The 23,594-nt window shown below is 71.6% G+C and carries 23 protein-coding genes; 17 read left to right on the top strand and 6 right to left on the bottom strand.

Annotated features, from left to right (window positions below):
* Positions 1-51 precede the first annotated feature (51 nt).
* The gene (locus ABIA36_RS01090; protein WP_369960381.1) at positions 52-1,701 is read right to left on the bottom strand and encodes an AlkA N-terminal domain-containing protein; all 1,650 of its coding nucleotides are present in this window, start codon (positions 1,699-1,701) and stop codon (positions 52-54) included.
* A gap of 77 nt (positions 1,702-1,778) precedes the next feature.
* On the opposite strand from ABIA36_RS01090, the gene ABIA36_RS01085 reads away from it, so the two are divergent.
* Together ABIA36_RS01085 and ABIA36_RS01080 are read left to right on the top strand one after the other, a co-directional pair.
* Positions 1,779-3,164: an FAD-binding oxidoreductase gene (locus ABIA36_RS01085; protein WP_369960379.1), complete on the top strand. Its 1,386-nt coding sequence runs from the start codon at positions 1,779-1,781 to the stop codon at positions 3,162-3,164.
* Between the two features lie 189 nt (positions 3,165-3,353).
* The gene (locus ABIA36_RS01080; protein ID WP_369960377.1) at positions 3,354-3,728 is read left to right on the top strand and encodes an FKBP-type peptidyl-prolyl cis-trans isomerase; all 375 of its coding nucleotides are present in this window, start codon (positions 3,354-3,356) and stop codon (positions 3,726-3,728) included.
* Positions 3,729-3,801: 73 nt separating this feature from the next.
* Here ABIA36_RS01080 and ABIA36_RS01075 read toward each other — a convergent pair whose 3' ends face one another.
* Positions 3,802-4,293: a carboxymuconolactone decarboxylase family protein gene (locus ABIA36_RS01075; RefSeq protein WP_369960375.1), complete on the bottom strand. Its 492-nt coding sequence runs from the start codon at positions 4,291-4,293 to the stop codon at positions 3,802-3,804.
* A gap of 92 nt (positions 4,294-4,385) precedes the next feature.
* Between ABIA36_RS01075 and ABIA36_RS01070 the strand changes: the two genes are divergently transcribed.
* Positions 4,386-5,834, top strand: coding sequence for a PLP-dependent aminotransferase family protein (locus tag ABIA36_RS01070; protein ID WP_369960373.1), 1,449 nt, complete (start codon positions 4,386-4,388; stop codon positions 5,832-5,834).
* 5 nt (positions 5,835-5,839) lie between these two features.
* Here the strand turns inward: ABIA36_RS01070 and ABIA36_RS01065 are convergent, their stop codons facing one another.
* Complete coding sequence (locus tag ABIA36_RS01065; RefSeq protein WP_369960371.1) at positions 5,840-6,598, bottom strand: SDR family NAD(P)-dependent oxidoreductase; 759 nt, start codon at positions 6,596-6,598, stop codon at positions 5,840-5,842.
* Between the two features lie 86 nt (positions 6,599-6,684).
* Between ABIA36_RS01065 and ABIA36_RS01060 the strand changes: the two genes are divergently transcribed.
* The 3 genes from ABIA36_RS01060 to rpsO all read left to right on the top strand — a co-directional run bounded on the left by ABIA36_RS01060 (position 6,685) and on the right by rpsO (position 8,491).
* Positions 6,685-7,293, top strand: a complete 609-nt coding sequence (locus ABIA36_RS01060) for a TetR family transcriptional regulator (protein WP_369960369.1) — start codon at positions 6,685-6,687, stop codon at positions 7,291-7,293.
* 26 nt (positions 7,294-7,319) lie between these two features.
* Positions 7,320-8,078: a VOC family protein gene (locus tag ABIA36_RS01055; RefSeq protein ID WP_369960367.1), complete on the top strand. Its 759-nt coding sequence runs from the start codon at positions 7,320-7,322 to the stop codon at positions 8,076-8,078.
* A 143-nt stretch (positions 8,079-8,221) separates the two neighbouring features.
* Positions 8,222-8,491 (top strand): 30S ribosomal protein S15, encoded by a 270-nt coding sequence (gene rpsO, locus ABIA36_RS01050; protein ID WP_185277889.1) that lies wholly within the window; start codon positions 8,222-8,224, stop codon positions 8,489-8,491.
* 160 nt (positions 8,492-8,651) lie between these two features.
* Here rpsO and ABIA36_RS01045 read toward each other — a convergent pair whose 3' ends face one another.
* Positions 8,652-9,839: a low temperature requirement protein A gene (locus ABIA36_RS01045; protein WP_369960365.1), complete on the bottom strand. Its 1,188-nt coding sequence runs from the start codon at positions 9,837-9,839 to the stop codon at positions 8,652-8,654.
* An 18-nt stretch (positions 9,840-9,857) separates the two neighbouring features.
* Here ABIA36_RS01045 and ABIA36_RS01040 point away from each other — a divergent pair, with 18 nt between their 5' ends.
* The 6 genes from ABIA36_RS01040 (at position 9,858) to ABIA36_RS01015 (ending at position 15,925) form a co-directional block, all read left to right on the top strand.
* A complete protein-coding gene (locus ABIA36_RS01040; protein ID WP_369960363.1) occupies positions 9,858-10,295 on the top strand; it encodes a VanZ family protein in 438 nt (145 codons plus the stop codon).
* A gap of 21 nt (positions 10,296-10,316) precedes the next feature.
* On the top strand, positions 10,317-11,120 hold the full coding sequence (locus tag ABIA36_RS01035) for a M23 family metallopeptidase (protein ID WP_369960361.1): 804 nt from the start codon (positions 10,317-10,319) through the stop codon (positions 11,118-11,120).
* Between the two features lie 30 nt (positions 11,121-11,150).
* Positions 11,151-11,393 (top strand): hypothetical protein, encoded by a 243-nt coding sequence (locus ABIA36_RS01030; RefSeq protein WP_369960359.1) that lies wholly within the window; start codon positions 11,151-11,153, stop codon positions 11,391-11,393.
* A gap of 57 nt (positions 11,394-11,450) precedes the next feature.
* Positions 11,451-12,209 (top strand): fructosamine kinase family protein, encoded by a 759-nt coding sequence (locus tag ABIA36_RS01025; RefSeq protein ID WP_369962049.1) that lies wholly within the window; start codon positions 11,451-11,453, stop codon positions 12,207-12,209.
* Positions 12,210-12,530: 321 nt separating this feature from the next.
* On the top strand, positions 12,531-14,846 hold the full coding sequence (locus ABIA36_RS01020) for a polyribonucleotide nucleotidyltransferase (protein ID WP_369960357.1): 2,316 nt from the start codon (positions 12,531-12,533) through the stop codon (positions 14,844-14,846).
* Positions 14,847-14,950: 104 nt separating this feature from the next.
* Entirely contained in the window at positions 14,951-15,925 is a 975-nt protein-coding gene (locus tag ABIA36_RS01015; RefSeq protein WP_369960355.1) for a DMT family transporter, read from the top strand.
* Here ABIA36_RS01015 and ABIA36_RS01010 read toward each other — a convergent pair.
* Entirely contained in the window at positions 15,922-16,386 is a 465-nt protein-coding gene (locus tag ABIA36_RS01010; protein WP_369960353.1) for an Lrp/AsnC family transcriptional regulator, read from the bottom strand. The two genes, ABIA36_RS01015 and ABIA36_RS01010, sit on opposite strands and share 4 nt — an antisense overlap.
* Positions 16,387-16,574: 188 nt before the next feature.
* Between ABIA36_RS01010 and pdhA the strand changes: the two genes are divergently transcribed.
* The 3 genes from pdhA to ABIA36_RS00995 are packed head-to-tail and all read left to right on the top strand — an operon-like array spanning position 16,575 to position 20,088.
* Positions 16,575-17,699, top strand: coding sequence for a pyruvate dehydrogenase (acetyl-transferring) E1 component subunit alpha (gene pdhA, locus ABIA36_RS01005; RefSeq protein ID WP_369962048.1), 1,125 nt, complete (start codon positions 16,575-16,577; stop codon positions 17,697-17,699).
* Positions 17,696-18,706 carry an alpha-ketoacid dehydrogenase subunit beta gene (locus ABIA36_RS01000; protein WP_369960351.1) on the top strand — a complete coding sequence of 337 codons (1,011 nt, stop codon included), beginning with the start codon at positions 17,696-17,698 and terminating at the stop codon, positions 18,704-18,706. The genes pdhA and ABIA36_RS01000 overlap by 4 nt, the downstream gene beginning before the upstream one ends.
* Positions 18,706-20,088: a dihydrolipoamide acetyltransferase family protein gene (locus tag ABIA36_RS00995; protein ID WP_369960349.1), complete on the top strand. Its 1,383-nt coding sequence runs from the start codon at positions 18,706-18,708 to the stop codon at positions 20,086-20,088. Before ABIA36_RS01000 ends, ABIA36_RS00995 begins: the two co-directional genes overlap by 1 nt.
* Positions 20,089-20,162: 74 nt before the next feature.
* Here the strand turns inward: ABIA36_RS00995 and dapD are convergent, their stop codons facing one another.
* Positions 20,163-21,152 carry a 2,3,4,5-tetrahydropyridine-2,6-dicarboxylate N-succinyltransferase gene (gene dapD, locus ABIA36_RS00990; protein WP_369960347.1) on the bottom strand — a complete coding sequence of 330 codons (990 nt, stop codon included), beginning with the start codon at positions 21,150-21,152 and terminating at the stop codon, positions 20,163-20,165.
* 17 nt (positions 21,153-21,169) lie between these two features.
* Between dapD and dapE the strand changes: the two genes are divergently transcribed.
* Positions 21,170-22,252: a succinyl-diaminopimelate desuccinylase gene (gene dapE, locus ABIA36_RS00985; RefSeq protein WP_369960345.1), complete on the top strand. Its 1,083-nt coding sequence runs from the start codon at positions 21,170-21,172 to the stop codon at positions 22,250-22,252.
* Positions 22,221-23,468, top strand: a complete 1,248-nt coding sequence (locus ABIA36_RS00980) for a hypothetical protein (protein ID WP_369960343.1) — start codon at positions 22,221-22,223, stop codon at positions 23,466-23,468. Before dapE ends, ABIA36_RS00980 begins: the two co-directional genes overlap by 32 nt.
* The last annotated feature ends 126 nt before the right edge of the window (positions 23,469-23,594 follow it).

Here is a 23,594-nt window from a genome sequence, read left to right as displayed (position 1 = left end):
GAATGCACGTATTTATGGGCGGGCCGTCACGGTGGCCCTGTGGGTGCGATCCTACGCGCCGCGAGCGCTCCCGGGGCTGCGCCGCGTCGGACGCGTCGGGCGCTGCGCGTCCTTCTGCTCGCGCGCCTCCCGCTGCGCCTCGTGCGCGCTCTCCCACAGGTGCATCCCGGCGTAGCTGCGCCAGGGTGCCCAGAGCGCCCCGCGCGCGGCGAGCTCGCGCGGCTCCGCCGGGAGGCCCAGCCGCGCCGCGCCCTGCCGCAGCGCCAGGTCGCCGGTGAGCAGCACATCCGGGCTGCCGAGCACCCGGAGGGCGACGTAGCCGGCGGTCCACGGGCCGATGCCGGGCAGCGCCACCAGCCGGGCCTCGAGCTCGGCACGGGACTCGCCGACGTCGATCGCGAGCGAGCCGTCCGCCAGCGCCGCGGCGGCGCCGACGATCGCGTCGATGCGCTTGCCCGGCCCGCGCAGCACCTCCCTGCCGCGTTCGGCGATCGCCGCCGCGGTCGGGAACAGCCGCGTGAAGCCGCCGATCGCCACCGGCTCGCCGAGCGCGGCGGTGAGGCGGGCGAGCGCGGTGCGTGCGGCCGGCACCGAGACCTGCTGCCCGATCAGGGCGCGGAACAGGATCTCCTCCGGGTCGACCGCGCCGGGGACCCGGATCCCCGGCGCCGCAGCCACCGCGGGTGCGAGCACGGGGTCGGCCGCGAGCGCGGCGTCGATGGCCTCCGCGTCGGCGTCCAGGTCGAGGAGGCGCCGCACCCGCGCGACCAGCGGAGCGAGGTCGGCCATGTCCGCGAGGGTCGCCTCGCACTCGACCGCGGGGGCGTCGGCGTCGCCGGCGAGGGTGAGGCGGATGGTCGCGGGGCCGTGCGGGAGGCGGAGGGCCCTGCTGTACGAAGGGGCGATGGCGGCGGCCGAGTCGGCCGCCCCCGTCACCGCGGCCTCCATTCCCTCGATCGCCCGCGCCCCCAGGAACGCGAGCACGCGCCCGCCGTCGAACGGCGCGCGCGCCGGCAGCCGCAGCGTCAGCGACGCCCCCGCTGCGGCGCCCACCACCATCGGCCCGTGCGCGATCCCGGGCCGGCGGCGCGCGGACCCCCGGATCGCCCCCGGCGTCACGTGGTAGATCTCGGCCATCGTCTCGTTGAACTGCCGCACGCTGGAGAAGCCGGCAGCGAACGCCACGTCGGTGACCGGCATGTCCGTGCCCGCCAGCAGCAGCCGGGCCGTCTGCGCCCGGTGGGCGCGGGCGAGCGCGAGCGGGCCGGCTCCCAGCTCGGCGGTGAGCACGCGGCCGAGGTGGCGCGGCGTGTAGCCGAGACGGTGCGCGAGCCCGGGCACGCCCTCCCGCTCGACCGTGCCGTCGGCGATCAGGCGCATGGCGCGTGCGGCGAGGTCGTCGCGGACATTCCATTCCGGCGAGCCGGGGACGGCGTCGGGGAGGCAGCGCTTGCAGGCCCGCAGCCCGGCCTCGTGCGCGGCGGCGGCGGTCAGGTAGAAGGTCACGTTGTCGGCTTTGGGCGTCACCGCGGGGCAGCTCGGCCGGCAGTAGATGCCGGTCGAGTGGACGCCGGTGATGAACTGGCCGTCGAAGCGGGCGTCCCTCGCGCTCATCGCCCGGTAGCGCTGCGCGAAGACCGGGTCGGCGAGCCGGTCGGCGGCGCTGCCCCGGACGCCGTTCGTGGACGGAGTGCTGCTCATGCCTCCCAGCGTGACACGGGCCACCGACATCCGATAGCGGAAATCGGACATGAGCGCGACGCCGTTAGCATGACGTCATGGATGTCATCGACTGGCTCACGGCGGCGCTCGGCGAGGACGCGGACGACGTGCTGTCCGTCGATCCCGACCACCTCGACGCCGCCCGCGGCGACCACTCCGGCTGGGTGGCGGACGGTCTCCCGCTCGCGATCGTGAACGCCCGCAGCGTCGAGCACGTGCAGGCGGCGCTGCGTGCGGCCTCCGAGTTCCGGGTGCCGGTCGTGCCGCGCGGGGCCGGCACCGGCCTGGCCGGCGGCGCCAACGCGACCGCCGGCTCCCTCGTCCTGAGCGTCGCGCGTATGGACCGCATCCTCGAGATCTCCACCGAGGATCAGCTCGCAGTGGTCGAGCCGGGCGTCGTGAACGCCGACCTCAACGTCGCCCTCGAGCCGTTCGGGCTGTTCTTCGCGCCCGACCCGGCGAGCAAGGCGATCTCCACCGTCGGCGGCAACATCGCGACGAACGCCGGCGGGCTGCTCTGCGCCAAGTACGGCGTGACCCGGGAGGCCGTGCTCGGCCTGGACGTGGTGCTCGCCGACGGGCGCTTCCTGCGCACCGGCCATCGCACCGTCAAGGGCGTCACCGGCTACGACCTCACCTCGCTGCTGGTCGGCTCGGAGGGCACGCTCGGCGTGATCGTGGGCGCGACGGTCCGCGTCCTCCCGCTGCCGCAGGGAGAGCCGACGACGCTCGGCGCGCTGTTCGCGGACGTGCGGGCGGCCTCCGACGCCGCCGCGCGGGTGACGGCCGCGCACCTGCGCCCCGCGATCATGGAGCTGCTGGACGGCCCGGCGCTGGAGCGCATCTCCGCCCACCTCGGCGAGCAGACCATCCGGGAGGCGCTGGGCGCGACCGGGGGAGCGGCGTACCTGCTCGTTCAGTTCGACGGGCCGGCCGCCGCCGCAGACGCCGCGCGCGCGAGCACGCTGATCGCGGAGACCGGCGGCACCGTGCGCGTCGCCGCCGACGCGGAGGAGGGCGAGCGCCTGCTCGCGATCCGGCGGGCGTTCCATCCGGCGCTCGCGGCGAGCGGGACGGTGCTCATCGAGGACGTCGCGGTGCCGCGGTCACGGATGCCGGAGATGTTCGCGGCGATCGAGCGGATCGCCGAGCGCTACGGCATCGCCATCCCGACCGTCGCGCACGCGGGCGACGGCAACCTGCACCCCAACTTCATCACCGAAGGCGACACGGTCGGGCAGGCGGTCTGGGACGCCGCGGGCGACCTGTTCCGCACCGCGGTCGCGCTCGGGGGCACCCTCACCGGCGAGCACGGTGTCGGCGTGCTGAAGCGCCGCTGGCTGGCGGAGGAGCTCGGACCGGACTCCTACGAGCTGCAGGTGAAGCTCAAGTCGGTGTTCGACCCCTTAGGGATACTGAATCCGGGAAAGGTCTTCGGATAAGCGAGGCTGGGCCAGGACCGCCTCGGAGAGGATCGACAAGCAAGCACAGGCCGTTAAAGACCCGACGCCCGGTGGTGCGGCGATGCCTGCAACGCTCCCGGGTCGTCGAGTTATGCGTCTAGCCTGCCCCAGGCTCGCCCGGATTGCAAGACTTTTGACGTAGAGGTCCTGCGACGGTTGGATGGGTGCATGGCAGAGAACACCAATCAGAAGCCCGAGGTCGACGCTCCCGAGGGCCCGGCCCCCACGACCCTCGAGATCGTGGACATCGTCGAGGGCGCAGGCCCGGAGGCGACCCCCGGCTCCAAGGTCGACGTGCACTACCTGGGCGTCGAGTACGAGTCGGGTGAGGAGTTCGACTCCTCGTGGAGCCGCGGGCAGTCCATCAACTTCCCGCTCAACAACCTGATCAAGGGCTGGCAGGACGGCATCCCCGGCATGAAGGTCGGCGGCCGTCGCAAGCTGACCGTCCCGCCGGCGCTCGCCTACGGCCCGGCCGGCGGCGGTCACCCGCTCTCGGGCAAGACCCTGATCTTCGTGATCGACCTGCTCGGCGTGAGCTGACCTCCACTGGTCGTGTCGAAGGGCACGTGGACACGGCTCGGTGTCCACGTGCCCTTCGTGCGTCTGGTGGCGCTCAGAGCGCCGGCGGCTGCAGGTGGGTGGGGATCGCGATCCGGTTCCAGATGTTGATCGTGCCGATCGCGAGGAGGAGGTTCGCGAAGTCCACCTCGCCGAACTCGGCGATCGCGCGCGCGTACAGCTCCTCGCTCACGCCGCCCTGGTGGATCAAGGTGACGGCTTCGGTCAGCTCCAGCGCGGTGCGCTCGCGCTCGGTGAACCAGGGGGACTCCCGCCAGGCGGAGACCGCGAACACCTTGCGGAGCGGGTAGCCGCCGTCCTGCAGGTCGACGGAGTGCATGTCGACGCAGTAGCTGCAGCCGTTGAGCTGGGAGGCGCGGAGCTTGATGAGGTCGCCGAGCGGCGCCTCCACCGCGTTGCCGACGTAGCCGTCGAGGTTGATGACCTTGCGGTAGCCGTCGGGGACGACGGCGGAGACCTGCACCCGTTCGACGGGGGCCGGGTGGTCGGCGGTGGCGACGGTTTCGATGATCGAGGTGTCTGTCATGGCTCCACCGTAGGGGCGCTATTGGCTGGTTGTAAGATCCAATTCTGGAAGTTTTTACCAGACCATTCGGGGAGGCCGTCACGGACATCCACGTGTCGATCGAGGGGCGCGGCGACCGCACCGAGCGCGTCTACCGCGGGCTGCGCGACGCGGTTCTCGACGGCCGGCTGCGCCGCGGCGAGCGACTGCCCGCCACCCGCGAGCTCGCGGCGAGCCTCGGGGTCTCGCGCAGCACCGTGGCGACCGCCTACGAGCGGCTGACGGCGGAGGGCTACCTGGTCGCGCGCGTGGGCTCCGGCACCTTCGTGGCGCTGCCCGCGGCGACGGGCGAGCGGCCGTCGCGTCGCCCGGCCGCCGCGCGACCGGCGCCCGCGTGGCGGGATCTCGCCGATCCGCTCTGGTCGGAGCCGCACCCGATCGCCTACGACTTCAGCGTGGGGTCGCCCGACCCGGCGCTGTTCCCGGCCGACGCGTGGCGGCGCAGCGTCGCAGCCGCGCTCCGCGGCCCGGCGCTGCGCACGGCCCATTACGCGGATCCCGCCGGTCCGGAACGGCTGCGCGCTGCGATCGCCCGGCACCTCGGTCTCGCGCGCTCGGTGACGGCCACCGCCGAGGACGTCGTGGTCACCAGCGGCGCGCAGCAGGCCTTCGACCTCCTGGGCCGCACTCTGCTGAGCCCCGGCGACACGGTGGCCGTGGAGGACCCGGGCTACCCGCCGGTCCGCCAGCTCTTCGAGCAGCTCGGCGCGCGTGTCGTGCCGGTGCCGGTGGACGACCAGGGCCTCCGGGTCGACTTGATGCCGCCGGCCCGGCTGGTCTACGTGACGCCCTCCCACCAGTTCCCGCTCGGCGGCGTGCTCCCGCTGGAGCGGCGCACCGCGCTGCTCGAGTGGGCGGCGCGGCACGACGCGGTGGTGGTGGAGGACGACTACGACAGCGAGTACCGTTTCGGCGCGCGGGCGCTCGACCCGTTGCAGCGCCTGGACGCCGACGGCCGGGTCGTCTACGTCGGCACGTTCTCCAAGACGATGCTGCCCGGCCTCCGGCTCGGGTTCGTGGTGGCGCCGCCGTCGCTCGTCCCCGCGCTCCGCAGCGCCAAGCGGCTGACGGACTGGCACAACGACGTCGTCACGCAGGCCGCGATGGCGAGCCTGCTCGACTCCGGAGCCTTCGCTTCGCACCTGCGGAGGGCGCGGCGCGTGTACGAGGAGCGTCACGCCCTGATCGGCCGGGAGGCCGGGAGGCTGCTGGAGGGCAGGCTGGACGTGGTCCCGTCCGCGGCCGGATTGCATCTCGCCCTCCGGCCGACCGACGGCGTCGCCTTCGACTCGGCCCGGGTGGCCGCCGCCGCGGCGGTCGCAGGGGTGGCCGTGCAGGCTCTGCCGCGGTTCGCCGCGACCGGCGGTTGGGAGGGTCTCCTGCTCGGGTTCGGGGCGATCGCCGCCGAGGACATCCCCGACGGCGTCCGCCTCCTCGCCGAGGCGGTCGGCCGCACCCACGCGGGGGCGCCGGCCGCCTCGGCGCGTCGGGAGCGGGAGTAGCCGGGTCAGATCGCCGACCAGCCGCCGTCCGACGCCAGCACGACACCGGAGATGTTGGCCGAGTCGTCGCTGAGCAGCCAGGTGATCGCGGCCGCGAGCTGCTCCGGGTGCGCCACCGGCGGCACGTTGGTCTGCATGATCGGGCCGAGACGCTCGCCCGCGAGCTGCGACGTGAAGGTGCCGTCCACGTTCGTGATGACCCCGCCCGGCGCGACTGCGTTGGTGCGCACGCCGTTCGGCGCGTAGAAGACGCTCGTGCTCTTGGTGAGGCCGATGACCGCGTGCTTGGAGGCCGTGTAGGCCGCGCCCGCCGCCGACCCGCGGAGGCCCGCCTCCGACGACACGTTCACGATCGAGCCGCTGCCCGCCGCCACCATGAGGGGGAGGACCGCGCGGGTGAGGCGCATGATCGCGGTGACGTTGACCAGGAACACGCGGTCCCAGGTCGCGTCGTCGACCTCCGCGGCGGGGAGGAAGCCGTCCATGATGCCGGCGACGTTGGCGAGGGCGTCGACGCGCCCGCCCGCGGCCTCCAGCACCGCGGCGATGGTCTCCTCGCTGGAGACGTCGCCCGCGACGGTGACGATGTCGAGCTCCGGGCTCTCCTCCACCAGGGCCGCCAGCCGGTCGGCGGAGATGTCGCTGCCGACCACGCGTGCGCCCTCGGAAGCGAGGCGGAGGGCGGTCGCCTTGCCGATGCCGGAGCCGGCCCCGGTCACGATGGCGGTCTTTCCGGCGAAGCGGCCGGTTCCGTTGCTGCTCATACTGCTGTACTCCTTGAGTCGATGACATCGTCGGCGCTCGAACGGGCGTCGGACTATTTATAACACCGAGTGCCATAATGGAGACCATGAATTCGCTCGAAGCCGAATCCGTGCCGCGCCGCCGCGGCCGGCGCGCCGACGTCGACCCCGACCGGGTCGCGCTGCTGGCCCTCCGGCACTTCGAGCAGCACGGCTACGAGGCCACCACGATGGACGAGATCGCCGCGCTCGCCGGCATCGGGCGGCGCACGCTGTTCCGCTACTTCCCGTCGAAGCCCGACCTGGTCTGGGGTGGGCTGGAGCCGGTGGTCGAGCGGATGCACGCGGTGCTGGACACGGCGCCGGCGGAGGAGCGGCCGCGCGACGTGATCGCGCGCGCCATCACGGAGTCGCTCGACCTCGGGCCCGAGGGAATCGAGGCGACCCGCTTCCGGCTGAAGCTGATGGCCTCCGACCCGGCGCTGATCGGGTTCGGGCTCACCCGGCTGGGCGCGAACCGCGACCTCCTCGCGGAGTTCATCGGCCGCCGGCTCGAGGTGTCGCCGGAGGCGCTGCGGGCGCAGGTGCTCGCCGACGCGATCAGCTCGGCGAACTTCTCTGCGCTGCTCTGGTGGGCGGTGCGCGGCGAGGGAAACGACCCGGCGGCGGTCGCGGTGGAGGCGCTGGACGAGGTGCTGCGGGGGCTGCCCGGCTGACCCACGACGCGAGTAGCCTCTGCGCCATGCCGATCGTCACCGAGTTCCCTCCCGGCACGCCCGTCTGGGTCGACCTCCAGACCTCCGACCCGGGCGCCGCCGCCTCGTTCTACCGTTCGCTGCTCGGCTGGCACGTCCCCGAGGCCGACCCCGCCCACGGCGGGTATGCGGTCGCCTCCCTGAAGGACACGCCGGTCGCCGCCGTCGGGCCGTTCCCACCCGGCATGGCGCGCCCGGTCTGGACCGTGTACTTCGCCGTGGCGGACATCGACGCGTCCGCGGCGGCGGCCACGGAGACCGGGGGAGCGGTCCTCCTCCCGCCGGGCGAGATCATGCCCGGAGTGCGGATGGCCATCGTCGCCGACCCGGCCGGCGCGGTGCTCGGGATCTGGCAGCGCGACCAGGACTCCCCGTGGCTGCGCGACGAGCCCGGCGCCGTCGACTGGCTGGAGCTCGTGGCGCCCGACTACCGGAGCACGTTCCCCTTCTACGAGGAGGTGCTCGGCGTCGCGGTGAGCGAGATGCGGGTCAACGATCAGCCGTACGGGCTCTTCGACGTGGGCCCCGCCAACGTCGCCGGCGCGACGACGGCGGCTTCCGGGGTGCCGGCGCACTGGCTGGTCTATTTCGGCGTGGCCGACCTCGACGCCGCCGTGCTGCGGCTGACCGAGCTCGGCGGGAACGTCCTCGAGGCCCCGGTCGCCGCCGCGGGTGTGGGCCGCTGGGCGATCGTCACGGATGCGCTCGGCGCCGGCTTCGGGCTCCTCGAACCGGAGCCGCGGTGAGGTCGGGAGGACCGTCTCGCGCGGACGGCGCGGGCATCCCCGTCTGCTAAACTCGTCAGGTTGCCGTCTGAACGGCCGCGGAGAAAGAGAGCCCAGGCATTCGGCCCCGGGCACCGCGCAACGAGAGAAAGGGGATCCCCTCTATGGCACTGGATGCAGAGACCAAGAAGGCGATCATCGAAGAGTACGCGACCCACCCCGGTGACACCGGATCCCCCGAGGTTCAGGTCGCCATCCTGACCAAGCGGATCAAGGACCTCACCGAGCACCTCAAGGAGCACAAGCACGACCACCACTCGCGTCGTGGCCTGCTCCTCCTGGTCGGTCAGCGTCGCCGCCTGCTCGGCTACCTGTCGGACATCGACATCAACCGCTACCGCGCCCTCATCGAGCGCCTCGGTCTGCGTCGATAACACCGCGCAGGTCGGTCTTCGATCGACACCGCGAGCTTCTTGCGAACGGGCCGTCACCTCCGGGTGGCGGCCCGTTCCGCGTTCCCCGGCCCCGCACATTCGTCACGAATGTGGCGATTGCCGCCGCCACTCCCCACACTCGGCACGAATCGCGGCGGCGCTAGTCGCTGTCGGCGCGGCGTGCGGTGAGGACGCGATCGACCAAGGTCGCCGCGACCAGCGCAGCCGCCGCCAGCGCGATGACGATCGCCACCCCCGCGAGTCCGATCACCGGCGACGCCAGCGGCGCCACCAGCACCAGCAGGATCGTGATCGCGGTCTTCAGCGGCCGCACCACCACCTCCGGCACCAGCGGCGCGTGCAGCACGTAGAGCAGCAGCAGGAACACCGCCACCGGGATCGCGATCGCGTACTCGACGGCCGTGTCCGACACCGCCGCGTGCGCCGCACCGCGCTGGACCGCGACCTCCAGGCCCGCCCCGAGCGCCGCCAGTGACGCGAACACGAAGTAGTGCCCGTAGCCCCAGTAGAACGACTTCCCGCGGTTCGACTGCAGCCCTTCGGCCGCGGGCTCCAGGAAGTACAGCCACCACAGCGCGAACAGCAGCACCAGTCCCGCCGCCGCGATGACGACCAGGGCGGGGGAGACGCCGTGCGCCGCCAGGCCGCTCTGCACCCCGATCGCGGAGGCCGACACGGACTCCCCGAGCACGATGATCGTGAACAGCCCGTACCGCTCGGCGATGTGGTGCGGATGCCAGGAAGTCATCCTCGGCCGTTCCGCCCACACCGGCACCAGCAGCTCCAGCAGCCCCGCGAGCAGGAACGTCCACAGCTTCTGCTCGACGGGCAGGAACCCCCACGCCACCCAGAGCACCTGCACCGCCGCGATCCCGATCGCGTAGCGCCTCGCCGTCGTGCGCCCGCCGGGATGCTCGACCGCGGCGCGCACCCACTGGCCGACCATCGCCAGCCGCATGATGACGTAGCCGATGATGATGGCGGTGAAATCCTGGCGCTCGAACGCGGCAGGCACTCCCGCCGCCAGCACCAGCACGCCGCCCATCTGCACCATCGTCATCAGCCGGTAGGGCACGTCGTCGGTGTCGTAGGCCGACGCGAACCAGGTGAAGTTCATCCAGGCCCACCAGATGGCGAAGAACACCATGAGGTAGGGGCCGACGCTGGTCAGCGCGTGACCTTGCTCGGTCGCGCGGGCGAGCTGCGCGGAGACCTGGGCGACGGCGACGACGAACGTCAGGTCGAAGAGCAGCTCGAGCGGGCTGGAGACGCGATTCTCCTCGTCGGTCGAGCGCCCGGACATCGGGATGCGGAAGGCGGTGCTCATGTGCGCAAGCATAGGAGGATGCTCCGCCGCGTCCTCCTCGCAATCACCGCCGGCTACCTGCTGCTGGTGGCCTGGATCACGCTGAACCCGGCCACGGCCGACCCGCACCGCAACCTGCTGCTGGAGGGGCTGCTCGCGTCGTTCGCGGCGACGCCGCTGCTGGCGTGGATCGACTACGACGTGGTGGAGTTCACGGCGAACATCCTGCTGTTCGTGCCGATGGGCTTCCTGTTCGCCGTGCTGCTGGGGCGCTGGCGGTGGTGGCTGGCGTTCGCGATCGGCGCGGCGGCGACGCTGACCATCGAGTTCGTGCAGCTCTTCCTGCCGGCCCGGGTGAGCGACCCGCGCGACCTGCTCGCGAACACACTCGGGACGCTGGCCGGGATCGCGGTGGCGGCGGCCGCGGACGGTCGTCGCCGCACGTTATTGTTTCGCCGAGCTGGTGTCTGGAATTAGCATTTCTGAGGAGTTATACATATGCTCCTCCTTATGGATAGTCGAGTTTCACGCAGAGACGCCCTGCTCGCCGCGACCGCGCTGTCGACGCTGGCCGCGGTGGGGTGGAGGGTCACCGACGCGTCGGCGCCGGCTTCAGCCGCGCCCGAATACATCTTTCCCACCTCCGTCCGTAGCGTGACCGACAACTTCACCGCCCACACCCGACGGAATCCGCCGAGTGTGAATCCTGGCACCGACTATGCGTGCGCCACAGGAACCGAGGTCGTGGCCGTCAAGGCCGGCCGCGTCGCCGGCGTCGATAACTCGACATCGGGCTCGGGGGGACGCATGGTCTTCCTCGACCACCTCGACGGTACGCGCACGGAATACCTGCACCTGAGCTCCATCTCGGTCGCGGCCGGGCAGTCCGTCCAGCAGGGGCAGCGCATCGCGGCCTCCGGAGCCACCGGCGAGAAAGTCGACGGTCCGCATCTGCACATCTCGCTGAAGATCAACGGGGCGAACGTCGATTTCGAGAAGTACGTCGGGGGCTCCGGTCCGTCGGGAGGACCGTTTCTCGGCGGTCTCAGCGACAACCAGCAGCGCGAGTTGCTGGATGCGATGCGCACCGTGGCCGGCTTTCTCTATGCCGGAGGCGCGAGCGTGTCCTCCGGGCTCGTGGGTCGCGACTTCGCGGTGAATTCCCTGATGCATCGTCTCGACACTCTGGAGGCCGCCGTGTTCGCCGGCGGAACCTCCATGGCGGACAAGGGCAACGCAATCTCCCGCAGTCTCGCCGAGATCAACCGCAAGGCGGCCCCTCTCGGCCTCGCCGGCAAGTAACGCAATCTCACAACAGAAAGAGAGAGACACATGGCACTTTCGGATGCCGAGCAGGCAGAACTGCTCTACCTTGCACGCACCATCGCGGGCTACCTGTACGCGGGAGGAACGAGCGTGGCGTCCGGTCAGCCCGGGCGCGACTTCCAACCCAAAACGGCGATGTGGCGACTGAACAACCTCGAGGAGGCGGTCTTCTACGGGGGAGCCTCGATGGAGGACGGCGGGAAGGCGATCAGTCGTTCGCTCGCGGAGATCAACAAGAAGCTCTCCTGATCCGTTCGCGCTGAGCGGGCCCCGGCTCGGCTGAGTACCGTGGAGGGCGTGCGCACGATCGTCAAGCAACGCCCCGACGCGCCCGCCCTCTTCTTCGAGGCGGAGGCCGCGGGCCTGCGCTGGCTGTGCGATGCCGAGCGCGACGGCGGCGCCCGAGTCGTGCACGTGGTCGACGCGTCCCCGGGCCGGATCGAGCTGGAGGCGGTCGCGGAGGCCCGGCCGACGCCCGACGCGGCTCGCGCGTTCGGCGCCGCGCTGGCCGTCACGCATGCCGCAGGCGCCGCGGCGTTCGGCGCCCCGCCCGACGGCTGGGACGGCCCGCTCTTCATCGGCCGCCGGCCGCTCCCAGTCGCCCACGAGCCGACGTGGGGCCGCTTCTACGCGCGCGACCGCGTCCGGCCGTACCTCGACCCCGCGGAGCGCGCCGGCAACCTCACCGCGCAGCAGCGGGAGGTCGTGGAGGCCGCCCTCGCCCGGGTGGAGGCTGGCGCGTTCGACGACGACGAGCCTCCCGCCCGCCTGCACGGCGACCTCTGGACCGGCAACGTGCTCTGGTCGCCGGAGGGCGCCGTCCTCATCGACCCGGCGGCGCACGGCGGCCACCGGGAGACCGACCTGGCCATGCTCGCGCTGTTCGGCGCTCCGCACCTCGGCGACATCCTCGCCGGCTACCACGCCGCCCGGCCGCTGCGCGCGGGCTGGCGGGAGCGCGTGCCGCTGCACCAACTCCACCCGCTGGCGGTGCACGCCGCCGGGCACGGCCCGTCGTACGGGGCGGCGCTGGCGGAAGCCGCGCGGGCCACGCTCGCCCTCTGATCCCCGAATTCCAGGCTACCGAGCACCACGACTGATAGGATTCGAGTGGTCGGCCGAGCGTCGGCCGCCGGAGCAGGCTGGCAGGAGCTGGTCCTCGGTGGTGGTATCCGGATGCGCTGTGCGTGAGGCACAACCGCAACCGTGTATTTCTACTGATGGCCAGACGGGCTCAGCCCACGCACCCGCATGGGATGCCGCGTACACGGAAAGCCGTGTCGAACTGCCTGCTCGCTCCCAGCCCGACCGCGCAATTCGCCGAGTCGGGCCTTGTGGAGTCGCGCCCAGACGGGGCTGCGACGTTAAACAAAGGAGAAAGACCTCTTGGAAGGTCCCGAAATCAAGTTCGCCGAAGCAGTCCTCGACAATGGACGCTTCGGCACCCGCACCGTCCGGTTCGAGACCGGACGCCTCGCCCAGCAGGCGCAGGGCGCCGTCGCCGCCTACCTCGACGAGGAGACCATGCTGCTGAGCGCGACGAGCGCCAGCAAGCACCCGAAGGACAACTTCGACTTCTTCCCGCTGACCGTCGACGTCGAGGAGCGCTCGTACGCCGCCGGCAAGATCCCCGGCTCGTTCTTCCGTCGTGAGGGCCGCCCCTCCACCGAGGCGATCCTGGTCTGCCGTCTGATCGACCGGCCGCTGCGCCCGTCGTTCGTCGAGGGCCTCCGCAACGAGGTCCAGATCGTCATCACCGTCCTCAGCATCGCTCCGGACGAGTTCTACGACGCGCTCGCCATCAACGCGGCCAGCGCCTCCACCCAGATCTCCGGCCTGCCGTTCTCCGGCCCGATCGCCGGTGTGCGCCTCGCGCTCATCCCCGGCAACGGCCAGCACGAAGACCAGTGGATCGCCTTCCCGAAGGCCTCGCAGCTCGAGGAGGCCGTCTTCGACCTCGTCGTCGCCGGTCGCGTCCTCACCAACGAGGACGGCTCCGAGGGCGACGTCGCGATCATGATGGTCGAGGCGGAGGCCACCGAAGGCAGCTGGAACCTCATCCAGGGCGGCGCCGTCAAGCCGAACGAGGAGGTCGTCGCCCAGGGTCTGGAGGCCGCCAAGCCGTTCATCCGCCAGCTGGTGGCCGCTCAGACCGTGCTCGCGCAGCAGGCTGCGAAGCCGGTCGCCGACTACCCGGTGTTCCTGCCCTACTCGAAGGAGACCTACGACAACGTCGCCGGTCTCGCCTACGACGAGCTGGTGAACGTCTACCAGATCGCCGACAAGATCGAGCGCCAGAACGCCGACGACGCCCTCAAGGAGCGCGTCAAGGTCGCCCTCACCGAGAAGGTGGAGGCCGGCGTGCTCGACGCGGAGGTGCTCACGCAGTTCTCCGCAGCGTACAAGTCGGTGTCCAAGGTGGTCATGCGCGGCCGTGTGCTGCGCGAGGGCATCCGCATCGACGGCCGCGGCCTGACCGACATCCGTCCGCTCGACGCCGAGGTGCAGGTCATCCCGCGCGTCCACGGCTCGGCCATCTTCCAGCGCGGCGAGACCCAGATCCTGGGCGTCACCACGCTGAACATGCTCAAGATGGAGCAGCAGATCGACTCGCTGTCGCCGGTCACCAAGAAGCGCTACCTGCACCACTACAACTTCCCGCCGTACTCGACCGGTGAGACCGGCCGCGTCGGTTCGCCGAAGCGTCGCGAGATCGGGCACGGCTTCCTGGCCGAGCGCGCGCTCGTGCCGGTGCTGCCGACCCGCGAGGAGTTCCCGTACGCGATCCGTCAGGTCTCCGAGGCGCTGAGCTCCAACGGCTCGACCTCGATGGGCTCCGTCTGCGCGTCCACCCTGTCGCTGCTGAACGCCGGTGTGCCGCTGCGCGCCCCGGTCGCCGGCATCGCCATGGGCCTGATCTCCGACGTCATCGACGGTGAGGCCCGTTACGCGGCCCTCACCGACATCCTGGGCGCGGAGGACGCGCTCGGCGACATGGACTTCAAGGTCGCCGGCACCAGCGAGTTCGTCACCGCGATCCAGCTCGACACCAAGCTCGACGGCATCCCGTCGTCGGTGCTGGCGGGCGCGCTGAAGCAGGCCAAGGATGCTCGCACGACCATCCTGAGCGTGCTGAACGCCGCGATCGACGCCCCCGACGAGATGGCCCCGACCGCGCCGCGCGTGATCTCGGTCCAGATCCCGGTCGACAAGATCGGTGAGCTGATCGGCCCGAAGGGCAAGACGATCAACGCCATCCAGGACGAGACGGGCGCCGACATCTCCATCGAGGAGGACGGCACCGTCTACATCGGCGCCACCGACGGCCCGTCGGCCGAGGCGGCCCGCGCCCAGGTCAACGCGATCGCGAACCCGACGAACCCGGAGGTCGGCGAGCAGTTCCTCGGAACCGTCGTCAAGATCGCCGCGTTCGGCGCGTTCGTCTCGCTGCTCCCGGGCAAGGACGGCCTGCTGCACATCTCCGAGGTGCGCAAGCTCGCCGGTGGCAAGCGCGTCGAGAACGTCGAGGACGTCCTCAACGTCGGCCAGAAGATCCTGGTGGAGATCACCAAGATCGACGACCGCGGAAAGCTGTCGCTCGCCCCGGTGCTCGCCGACGAGGCGGACACCCACGGCCGCGACGCCGCCTCCGCCGGACCCGTGGAGCCCGCCGAGGGCGCCGTGGAGACCGTCGAGAGCTGAGCTCCCGTATGTAACGAAGGCCGCGCCGACTCACGTCGGCGCGGCCTTCGCGTTTAACTCCACGGTCGGTAAATATTATTCTTGCGTAGACGTTATAGTCTCGTATGCTCACATTTTATCCAAGGACACGGCTGGACCCGCGATCCATCTGGGCTGGGATGATCTGCGGGGTCGGAGCCAACCTCGCGTGGGGCCTTGCGTTCTTTCTTCCGGTGGTCGTCGATGGCGCCGATTCGGTCGCTTTGGCCATCGGCCGCTACCTGTGTTTCGGTGTGGTCTCGGTGAGCATCCTGCTCGCGCGGCGGCGGCGAACGCTGGTCGGGATCGGTGCCCGTGAGTGGCGCCGAGCAGCTCTTTTCTCGCTGACCGGGCACTTCGGCTACTACCTCCTGCTGGTGCTCGGGATCCGGTTGGCCGGAGCGACCATAGCCACGGTGATCATGGGCGTTCTGCCCGTGGCCGTCGCACTCACCGGCGGGTGGATGCGACGTGAGATCGCGATGTCTCGGTTGGTCCTGCCACTGATGGTCGTCGCCGTCGGTCTCGCCGGGACTTACGCGGTCGAGTTGGATTGGGGGAGCGGGATCGAAGGGCGTTCAGCGTCCCAGCTCTTCGCGGGCGTGGGGGCGACAGTCCTGGCGCTGGCGCTGTGGACGTCGTATGCGCTGATGAATGCCCGGTTCCTGAGGGAGAATCCGGCCGTCTCGTCGGCGAACTGGTCGACGCTCATGGGCGTGTGCGCCCTGGGCTGGGCGCTGGCCGCGCTCCCGTTCGCGGCGTCGAGCGGGGGCCTCGACGTCCTCGAACTCGGACCGATCATCGTCTCCAGCGTTGTCCTCGGGGTGATCGTCTCGTGGTTGGGGACGGTGCTGTGGAATCACGCGTCCGCGACGCTTCCCGTGTCGATCGCTGGTCAGATGGTGGTCCTGCAGGTCGTGGCGGGACTGACGTACGTCTTCGTCTGGGAGGCGCGTCTCCCTCCGCTGATCGAACTCGCGGGCCTGGCCCTGCTCATCGGGGGAGTCCTGCTCGCACTGCACCGCGCTCGCACCTGGTCTCGCTCGAGCGCCACGGATTAGGCGTCGCGCGTGAGCAGCGGCCGCAACCGGTACGGGATCAGCTCGCCCATGTCGAGCGACGTCTCCGCACGCTCCACCCCGTCGGTGGACTGGATCGCCCCCGTGATCCGGAAGAGGTCTTCCGCGTCGGTGCACACCACGCGCAGCAGCAGGTCGGACGGCCCGGACAGCCCGTGCGCCTGCACGATCTCGGGGATGCCGGCCAGGTGCTCGACGATCGCCGCGAGCTTCTGCTGCTGCACGTGCACCGTCACGAAGGCCGCGAGCGGGTAGCCGGCGGCGGTCGCGGAGATGCGCCGCTCGAACGACAGGAACGCCCCGTTCCGCTCCAGTTCGGCCACCCGCGCCTGCACCGTGTTGCGGCTGAGGCCCAGCCGGTCGGCGAGCGAGACGTTGGTCGACCGGGGGTCGTCCGCGAGGGCGACGAGGATGCGTCTGTCGGTGCTGTCGAACGTGCGCATAGTGTGAAAGCTAGCACCTCGCCGCGACCAGTGATAGTGCACTCTGCACGGTCGACACGCCGTCGGTTGTGCGCGCTGATCGCTGCGCGTAACCTTTCGAGTAATTCCGGCAAGGAGGCCGGAAGCCGGTGACGCCTGCCACAAGCGGGCCGCCGGACGCGAGAGTGAAGGTTGCGTGAACCGTGACGATCGACAATCAACCCGACACCCGACTGGACGACGTCCACCTTCCGGCCGACGCCGACACCGTCCGGCTGTTGACTCCCGAGGGCGAGCGCGTCGGCGACGTCCGCTTCGACGCCTGGGTCTCCGACATCGGCTCGGACCAGCTCCTCGGCCTCTACGAGGACATGGTCGTCATCCGGCGCATCGACTCCGAGGCGACCGCTCTGCAGCGTCAAGGCGAGTTGGGCCTGTGGCCTCCGCTGCTCGGCCAGGAGGCCGCCCAGATCGGCTCCGGCCGGGCCCTCCGCCGCGACGACTTCGTCTTCTCCAGCTACCGCGAGCACGGCGTCGCCTACTGCCGCGGCGCCGGCCTGGTCGACCTGCTGCGCGTGTGGCGCGGCACCACCCAGTCCGGCTGGAACCCGTACGACATCAACATGGCGACCCCGCAGGTCATCATCGGCGCCCAGACCCTGCACGCCACCGGGTACGCGATCGGCATCCAGGCCGACGGCACCGACGCGGCCGCCATCGCCTACTTCGGCGACGGCGCCACCTCCGAGGGCGACGTCAACGAGGCGCTGATCTTCGCCGCGACCTACGCCGCGCCGGTCATCTTCTTCTGCCAGAACAACCAGTACGCGATCTCCGAGCCGGTCGGCCTGCAGGCGCAGCGTCCGATCGCCGAGCGCGCGCCCGGCTTCGGCGTGCCGAGCGTCCGCGTCGACGGCAACGACGTGCTCGCGGTGATGGCCGTGACCCGCTCCGCCCTCGACCGGGCCCGCAGCGGGGGCGGCCCGACCTTCATCGAGGCCGTCACCTACCGGATGGGGCCGCACACCACCGCCGACGACCCGAGCCGCTACCGCGACCCGGCCGAGCTCGACCAGTGGCGCGCCAAAGACCCGATCGCCCGCGTGGAGGCCTACCTCGCGTCCGAGGGGCTGCTGACCCCGGAGCGGCTGACCGCCATCCAGGAGCACGCCGACCGCGTCGCGGCCGAGATGCGCCAGGGCGTCGTCGCGCTGCAGGACCCGGAGCCGCTGTCGGTCTTCGACAACGTGTACGCCGAGCCGCACACCGGCCTCGCCCGTGAGCGGGACCACTACTCGCGCTACCTGCGCACGTTCGTCGGGGGTGACCGATGACCGCGCTCACCATGGCGAAGGCCATCAACGCGGGCCTCCGCCGTTCCCTCGCCGAGGACGACCGCGTGGTGCTCATGGGCGAGGACATCGGCACGCTCGGCGGCGTGTTCCGGGTGACGGACGGCCTGCAGACCGAGTTCGGCCCGCGCCGCGTCATGGACTCCCCGCTGGCGGAGTCCGGCATCCTCGGCACCGCCGTTGGTATGGCGTACAAGGGGCTGCGCCCGGTGGTGGAGATCCAGTTCGACGGCTTCATCTACCCGGCGTTCGACCAGATCGTCAGCCAGGTGGCGCGCATGCACTACCGCACCGCCGGGGCCGTTCGCATGCCGATCACGATCCGCGTGCCGTTCGCGGGCGGCATCGGCGCCGCGGAGCACCACTCCGACTCGCCGGAGGCGTACTTCGCGCACGCCGCGGGACTCCGGGTCGTGAGCCCGTCGAACCCGCAGGACGCCTACACGCTGATCCAGCAGGCCATCGCCTCCGACGATCCGGTGCTGTTCTTCGAGCCCAAGCGGCGCTACCACGCCAAGGGCGAGGTGGACGAGGAGGCCGCGCTCGCGGACGCCCGCCCGATGGGCACCGCGCGGGTGCTCGCCGCGGGCAGCGACGTCACGCTGGTGACCTACGGCGGCCTGGTGAACATGGCGGCGGACGCGGCGCTCGCGGCGGAGGACGAGGGGATCTCGGTGGAGGTCATCGACCTCCGCTCGCTCTCCCCGCTCGACCTCGACACCGTCGCGGCGTCGGTGCGGAAGACCGGCCGGCTGGTCGTCACACACGAGGCCGCGCTGTCGGGCGGCCTCGGGGCGGAGATCTCCGCGTCGATCACCGAGCGCTGCTTCTACCACCTGGAGCACGCGCCGGTGCGCGTCACCGGCCACGACATCCCGTACCCGCCGGCCCGGCTGGAAGCCCACCACCTGCCCGACCTCGACCGGATCCTCGACGGCATCGACCGCGTCATGGATCGCCCGAACTCGCTGAGCGGAGTGGAGGACTGATGGCGGTCAAGGAATTCGCGCTCCCGGACCTCGGCGAGGGCCTCACCGAGTCGGAACTGGTGAGCTGGCATGTCGCAGTGGGCGACGTCGTCCACCTCAACCAGATCGTCGCCGAGGTGGAGACCGCCAAGGCGCTGGTCGAGCTGCCTGCGCCGTACGCGGGGACGGTGTCCCGGCTGTACGTCGAGCCCGGCGTGACCGTGGCGGTGGGGGAGCCGCTGCTGGCGTTCGAGGTGGAGGGCGCGGCCGGGACGGAGCCCGAGGCGCCGGCCGCGGCGCCCTCGGAGGACGCCGGCTCGTCCGAGACCCGGGAGCCGGTCCTGGTGGGTTACGGCGCACGGCCGGATGCGAAGGGGAGGCCGGCCCGGCGTTCACGTCCGGGACTGGCCGGGCACGCTCTGGCCGGGAATGCCGCAGAGTCGGCACAGCCGGTCGCCATGTCGCCGGCGGCGTCCGCAGCTCCGCAGGCCGCAGCCGAGCCTGCCGCGACCGGTCAGGCCGCCGCCGTCCAGGAGCGCCCGCGCGCCACCCCGCCGGTCCGAAAGCTCGCTCGCGAGCGCGGCATCGACCTCGCCGCCGTCACCGGCACAGGAGACCGGGGCCTGGTGACCCGCGCCGACCTCGACGCCTACGAAGCACCGGCGGCGGCGACCGCGGCCCCGGCCAAAGCCGAGGCCGCCCCGGGCGAGCTCCGCATCCCGATCAAGGGCGTCCGCAAGGCCACCGCGGACGCGATGGTCCGCAGCGCGTTCGGCGCCCCCCAGGCGACGGTCTTCCTCACGGTCGACATCACGCCGACGAGCGAGCTGATCGAGCGCCTGCGCGCCCGGCCCGAACTCGCCGACGCCCGGCCCGGCCTCCTCGCGGTCGTCGCGAAGGCGCTGTGCCTGGCGGCGCGGCGCACCCCGGAGGTCAACTCCAAGTGGGACGAGGCCGCGCAGGAGATCGTGCAGACCCGCGCGATCAACCTCGGCATCGCCGCGGCGACCCCGCGCGGGCTGCTGGTGCCGGTCATCCGGGACGCCGACGGCCACTCGCTGGCGGAGCTGTCCGGTGCGATCCGCGAGCTTGCGGTCACCGCGCGCTCGGGCAAGACGCCGCCGAGCGCCCTGACGGGCGGCACGATCACGATCACCAATGTGGGCGTGTTCGGCGTGGACGCGGGCACCCCGATTCTGACGCCGGGGGAGGCCGCGATCCTGGCGGTCGGAGCCGTGCGGCGTCAGCCGTGGGAGCATCGGGGCGAGATCGCGCTGCGTGACGTGCTGACGCTCGCGCTGACGTTCGACCACCGGATCGTGGACGGCGAGCAGGGCTCGCGCTTCCTGGCCGACATCGGCCGCATCCTCGCCGACCCCGCCTCCGTCCTCACCCTCGTCTAGCGGGCGATCCGTTCCGGACTTGTGTACGTCCACGCACGGCGTGTCGCGTACAGAAGTCCGGAGCGGATGGCGGGTTACGCGTGGAGGGCGGCGTTGAGTTCGACGCCGGTGCCGGCGCGGCGGAGGACTTCGACCGCGCCGGTGAGGGAGTTGCGGCGGAAGAGCAGGCCGGGGACGCCGGAGAGCTCGACGGCCTTGACCGTCTGCGGGCGGCCGTCCGCGGTGACGGGGCCGTCGACGACGACCACCTTCGTGCCGGCGGTGACGTAGAGGCCGGCCTCCACCACCGTGTCGTCGCCGATCGAGATGCCGATCCCGGAGTTCGCGCCGAGCAGCGCGCGCTCGCCGATCGCGACCCGCTGGGTGCCCCCGCCGGAGAGCGTGCCCATGATGGAGGCGCCACCGCCGATGTCCGAGCCGTCGCCGACCACGACGCCCTGCGAGATGCGGCCCTCGACCATCGAGGAGCCGAGCGTGCCCGCGTTGAAGTTGACGAAGCCCTCGTGCATCACGGTCGTCCCGGGCGCGAGGTGCGCGCCGAGCCGCACGCGGGAGGCGTCGGCGATCCGCACCCGGTCGGGCGTCACGTAGTCGAGCAGCCGCGGGAACTTGTCGATGCCGGTCACGTGGATGCCGGCGCGCTGCAGCGTCGGCCGCAGCCGGTCCAGGTCGGCCGGGAGGACCGGCCCGGCGTTGGTCCAGGCGACGATCGGCAGGTGCGCGAAGATCCCGTCGAGGTTCACCGTGTTGGGGCGCGCGAGCAGGTGCGAGAGGAGGTGCAGGCGCAGGTACGCGTCCGGGGTGGAGGCCGGGGCCGCGTCGAGGTCGATCTCCTCGGTCACGATGTCGATGCGGACGTTACGGCGCTTGTCCTCGCCGGCCAGCTCCTCGAACTCGGCCGGGGCGATCCAGCGCTCCCGTCCGGCCGGGAGCCGGCCGAGCCGCGGCTCGGGGAACCAGGTGTCCAGCACGGTACCGTCGCCGGCGATCGTGGCCAGCCCGTACCCCCAGGCGGAGCGGGCGGTCGCGGACGCGGCGGACTCGTCAGGAAAGTCGGAAGGCATGCCCCTAGATTAGTAGCGTGCCTCTCGACCTCAGCGCCACGTCCATCGACCTCACCCGGCAGATCTGCGACATCGAGTCGGTGTCCGGAAACGAGAAGACGCTCGCGGATGCGATCGTCGAGACCCTTGCGCCGCTGCCGCACCTGGAGATCATCCGCGACGGCGACACCGTGGTCGCCCGCACGAACCTGGGCCGCGAGCGCCGCGCGCTCATCGCCGGCCACATCGACACGGTCCCGCTGAACGACAACCTCCCGACCCGGTTCGAGGAGGACGGCGGCGTCCGCTACCTCTGGGGCCGCGGCACCGTCGACATGAAGGCCGGCGTTGCCGTGCAGCTCAAGCTGGCCGCAGAGCTCACCGACCCCGCCATCGACGTGACCTGGATGTGGTACGACCACGAGGAGGTCAACGCCGAGCTGAACGGCCTCGGCCGCCTCGCCCGCAACCGGCCCGACCTCTTCGTCGGCGACTTCGCCATCCTCGGCGAGCCGAGCAACGGCGTCGTGGAGGGCGGCTGCAACGGCAACCTCCGCGTCGAGGTGCGGGCCTACGGGCTGCGCGCGCACTCGGCCCGGGGCTGGGTGGGCGAGAACGCCATCCACAAGATCGCGCCGGTGCTCGACCTGCTCGCCGGCTACACCGCCCGCGAGGTGGAGGTCGACGGCCTGGTGTACCGCGAGGGCCTGAACGCCGTCGGCGTCTCCGGCGGCGTCGCGGGCAACATCATCCCCGACGAGGCGATGGTGCACGTCAACTACCGGTTCGCCCCCTCCCGCAGCTCGGAGGAGGCCATCGCCTACATGCACGAGCTCTTCGACGGCTACGAGATCACCGTGGTGGACCGCGCCGACGGCGCCCGCCCGGGTCTCGACGCGCCCCTCGCGCAGGAGTTCGTCGCCGCGGTCGGCGGCGTCGCCAAGCCGAAGTACGGCTGGACGGACGTCGCCCGGTTCAGCGCGCTCGGCATCCCCGCGGTCAACTACGGCCCAGGCGACCCCCTGAAGGCGCACGCCGACGACGAGCGCGTCGACGTGGAGCAGATCGTCTCGGTGGAGGCCGGTCTCCGTGCCTGGCTCAACGGTTCCGGGGCCTGCTGAGGCCGACGAGGCGGCGCTGACGCAGCGCGGCCCGTGGTGGTCGCGCTGGTGGGTGCGGGTCCTCGGGGTCTTCCTCGCCAGCCGGGTCGTCACCACCGTCATCCTGCTGATCTTCGCCGCGAACCAGGGTAAGAACCCCTGGACCGGCCCGCATCCCGACTACTTCTCGTTCGCGACGATCTGGGACGGCCTCTGGTACAACATCGTCGCGGTCAGCGGCTACCCGGCCTCGCTGCCGTCGACCGACGGCCTGCACGTGACCGAGAACGCCTGGGCGTTCCTGCCGGGCTACCCGGGGGTCGTGGACGCGGTGATGTTCCTCACCCGGCTGCCGTGGTCGCCGGCCGCTGTGCTGGTGTCCGTGCTGTGCGCCGCCGGCGCCGCGCTGGTGTTCTACCGGCTGATGCTGCGCGTCGGCCTGGGCGCGTCCACGAGCATGTTCGCGGTCGTCCTGTTCTGCTTCTCGCCGGTGTCGCCGCTCTTCCAGCTCGCCTACGCCGAGTCGCTCTACCTGCTGCTGCTCGCCGCCGCCCTGCTGCTCCTGGTCGAGCGGAGGTACGGCTGGCTGTTCCCCGTGGTGCTCGCGATGGCGTTCACCCGCCCCAGCGGCCTGGCCTTCGCGCTGGCGGTCGGCCTCCATGTCGTGTACCGCTGGTTCCGCCGGCGCGACGAGCCGTTCCCGGTGCGGGAGCGGGTGCTGAGCGCATCGCTCGCGGTCTTCAGTGCCGTGGCCGGGATCGCGTGGCCGGCGATCGCCGCGTTCGCCACCGGTTCGTGGACCGCCTACACCGACACGGAGCTCGCCTGGCGCGCGCCGTACATCGGCCACACGCATCTGGTGCCGTTCACGCCCTGGTTCGAGGGCGCGGACTGGTGGGCGAAGATCATGCTCGGGATTCCCGGGTGGATCGGCGTGGTCGCGCTCGTGCTGCTCGTCGCGGGCTACGCGGTGCTGCTGTTCTCGCCCGCTGTCCGCCGGCTCGGGGTCGACCTCCGGTTCTGGTGCGCGGCCTACGCGCTCTACCTGCTCGCCGTCTTCTTCCCGCAGTCGAGCACGTTCCGGCTGCTCATGCCGCTGTTCCCGCTGCTCGGCGCGATCGCGCTCCCGCGGAGCCGGGTCTACCGGATCGGGATGGTCGTGCTGTTCGTGGCGCTCCAGGTCGGCTGGATCGCGCTCTGCTGGGGCGTGGACGGGTCCGACTGGTCGCCGCCGTGATCCGGCGTGCGAGGGCCCGGCGCCCGCGGCCCATTGGGCCCAGGGCGTGCGGCCCATTGCGCCTGGGGTAGACCGGCGATTTCCCCCGTCAGCCGTGGATGACGGATAATGGATAACGACATCCAC

The sequence above is a fragment of the Leifsonia sp. EB34 genome (assembly GCF_041260585.1).
Classification (GTDB): Bacteria; Actinomycetota; Actinomycetes; order Actinomycetales; family Microbacteriaceae; genus Leifsonia.
Note: the sequence above shows the minus strand (reverse complement) of the source record. Positions and strands in the feature narration are given on the sequence as shown.

What these genes read in the sequence shown, in the direction of transcription:
- ABIA36_RS01090 (WP_369960381.1), bottom strand. Translation starts at nt 1,701, where the DNA reads ATGAGCAGCACTCCGTCCACGAACGGCGTCCGGGGCAGCGCCGCCGAC.
- ABIA36_RS01085 (WP_369960379.1), top strand. Translation starts at nt 1,779, where the DNA reads ATGGATGTCATCGACTGGCTCACGGCGGCGCTCGGCGAGGACGCGGAC.
- ABIA36_RS01080 (WP_369960377.1), top strand. Translation starts at nt 3,354, where the DNA reads ATGGCAGAGAACACCAATCAGAAGCCCGAGGTCGACGCTCCCGAGGGC.
- ABIA36_RS01075 (WP_369960375.1), bottom strand. Translation starts at nt 4,293, where the DNA reads ATGACAGACACCTCGATCATCGAAACCGTCGCCACCGCCGACCACCCG.
- ABIA36_RS01065 (WP_369960371.1), bottom strand. Translation starts at nt 6,598, where the DNA reads ATGAGCAGCAACGGAACCGGCCGCTTCGCCGGAAAGACCGCCATCGTG.
- ABIA36_RS01060 (WP_369960369.1), top strand. Translation starts at nt 6,685, where the DNA reads ATGAATTCGCTCGAAGCCGAATCCGTGCCGCGCCGCCGCGGCCGGCGC.
- ABIA36_RS01055 (WP_369960367.1), top strand. Translation starts at nt 7,320, where the DNA reads ATGCCGATCGTCACCGAGTTCCCTCCCGGCACGCCCGTCTGGGTCGAC.
- rpsO (WP_185277889.1), top strand. Translation starts at nt 8,222, where the DNA reads ATGGCACTGGATGCAGAGACCAAGAAGGCGATCATCGAAGAGTACGCG.
- ABIA36_RS01045 (WP_369960365.1), bottom strand. Translation starts at nt 9,839, where the DNA reads ATGAGCACCGCCTTCCGCATCCCGATGTCCGGGCGCTCGACCGACGAG.
- ABIA36_RS01040 (WP_369960363.1), top strand. Translation starts at nt 9,858, where the DNA reads ATGCTCCGCCGCGTCCTCCTCGCAATCACCGCCGGCTACCTGCTGCTG.
- ABIA36_RS01035 (WP_369960361.1), top strand. Translation starts at nt 10,317, where the DNA reads ATGCTCCTCCTTATGGATAGTCGAGTTTCACGCAGAGACGCCCTGCTC.
- ABIA36_RS01030 (WP_369960359.1), top strand. Translation starts at nt 11,151, where the DNA reads ATGGCACTTTCGGATGCCGAGCAGGCAGAACTGCTCTACCTTGCACGC.
- ABIA36_RS01015 (WP_369960355.1), top strand. Translation starts at nt 14,951, where the DNA reads ATGCTCACATTTTATCCAAGGACACGGCTGGACCCGCGATCCATCTGG.
- ABIA36_RS01010 (WP_369960353.1), bottom strand. Translation starts at nt 16,386, where the DNA reads ATGCGCACGTTCGACAGCACCGACAGACGCATCCTCGTCGCCCTCGCG.
- ABIA36_RS01000 (WP_369960351.1), top strand. Translation starts at nt 17,696, where the DNA reads ATGACCGCGCTCACCATGGCGAAGGCCATCAACGCGGGCCTCCGCCGT.
- ABIA36_RS00995 (WP_369960349.1), top strand. Translation starts at nt 18,706, where the DNA reads ATGGCGGTCAAGGAATTCGCGCTCCCGGACCTCGGCGAGGGCCTCACC.
- dapD (WP_369960347.1), bottom strand. Translation starts at nt 21,152, where the DNA reads ATGCCTTCCGACTTTCCTGACGAGTCCGCCGCGTCCGCGACCGCCCGC.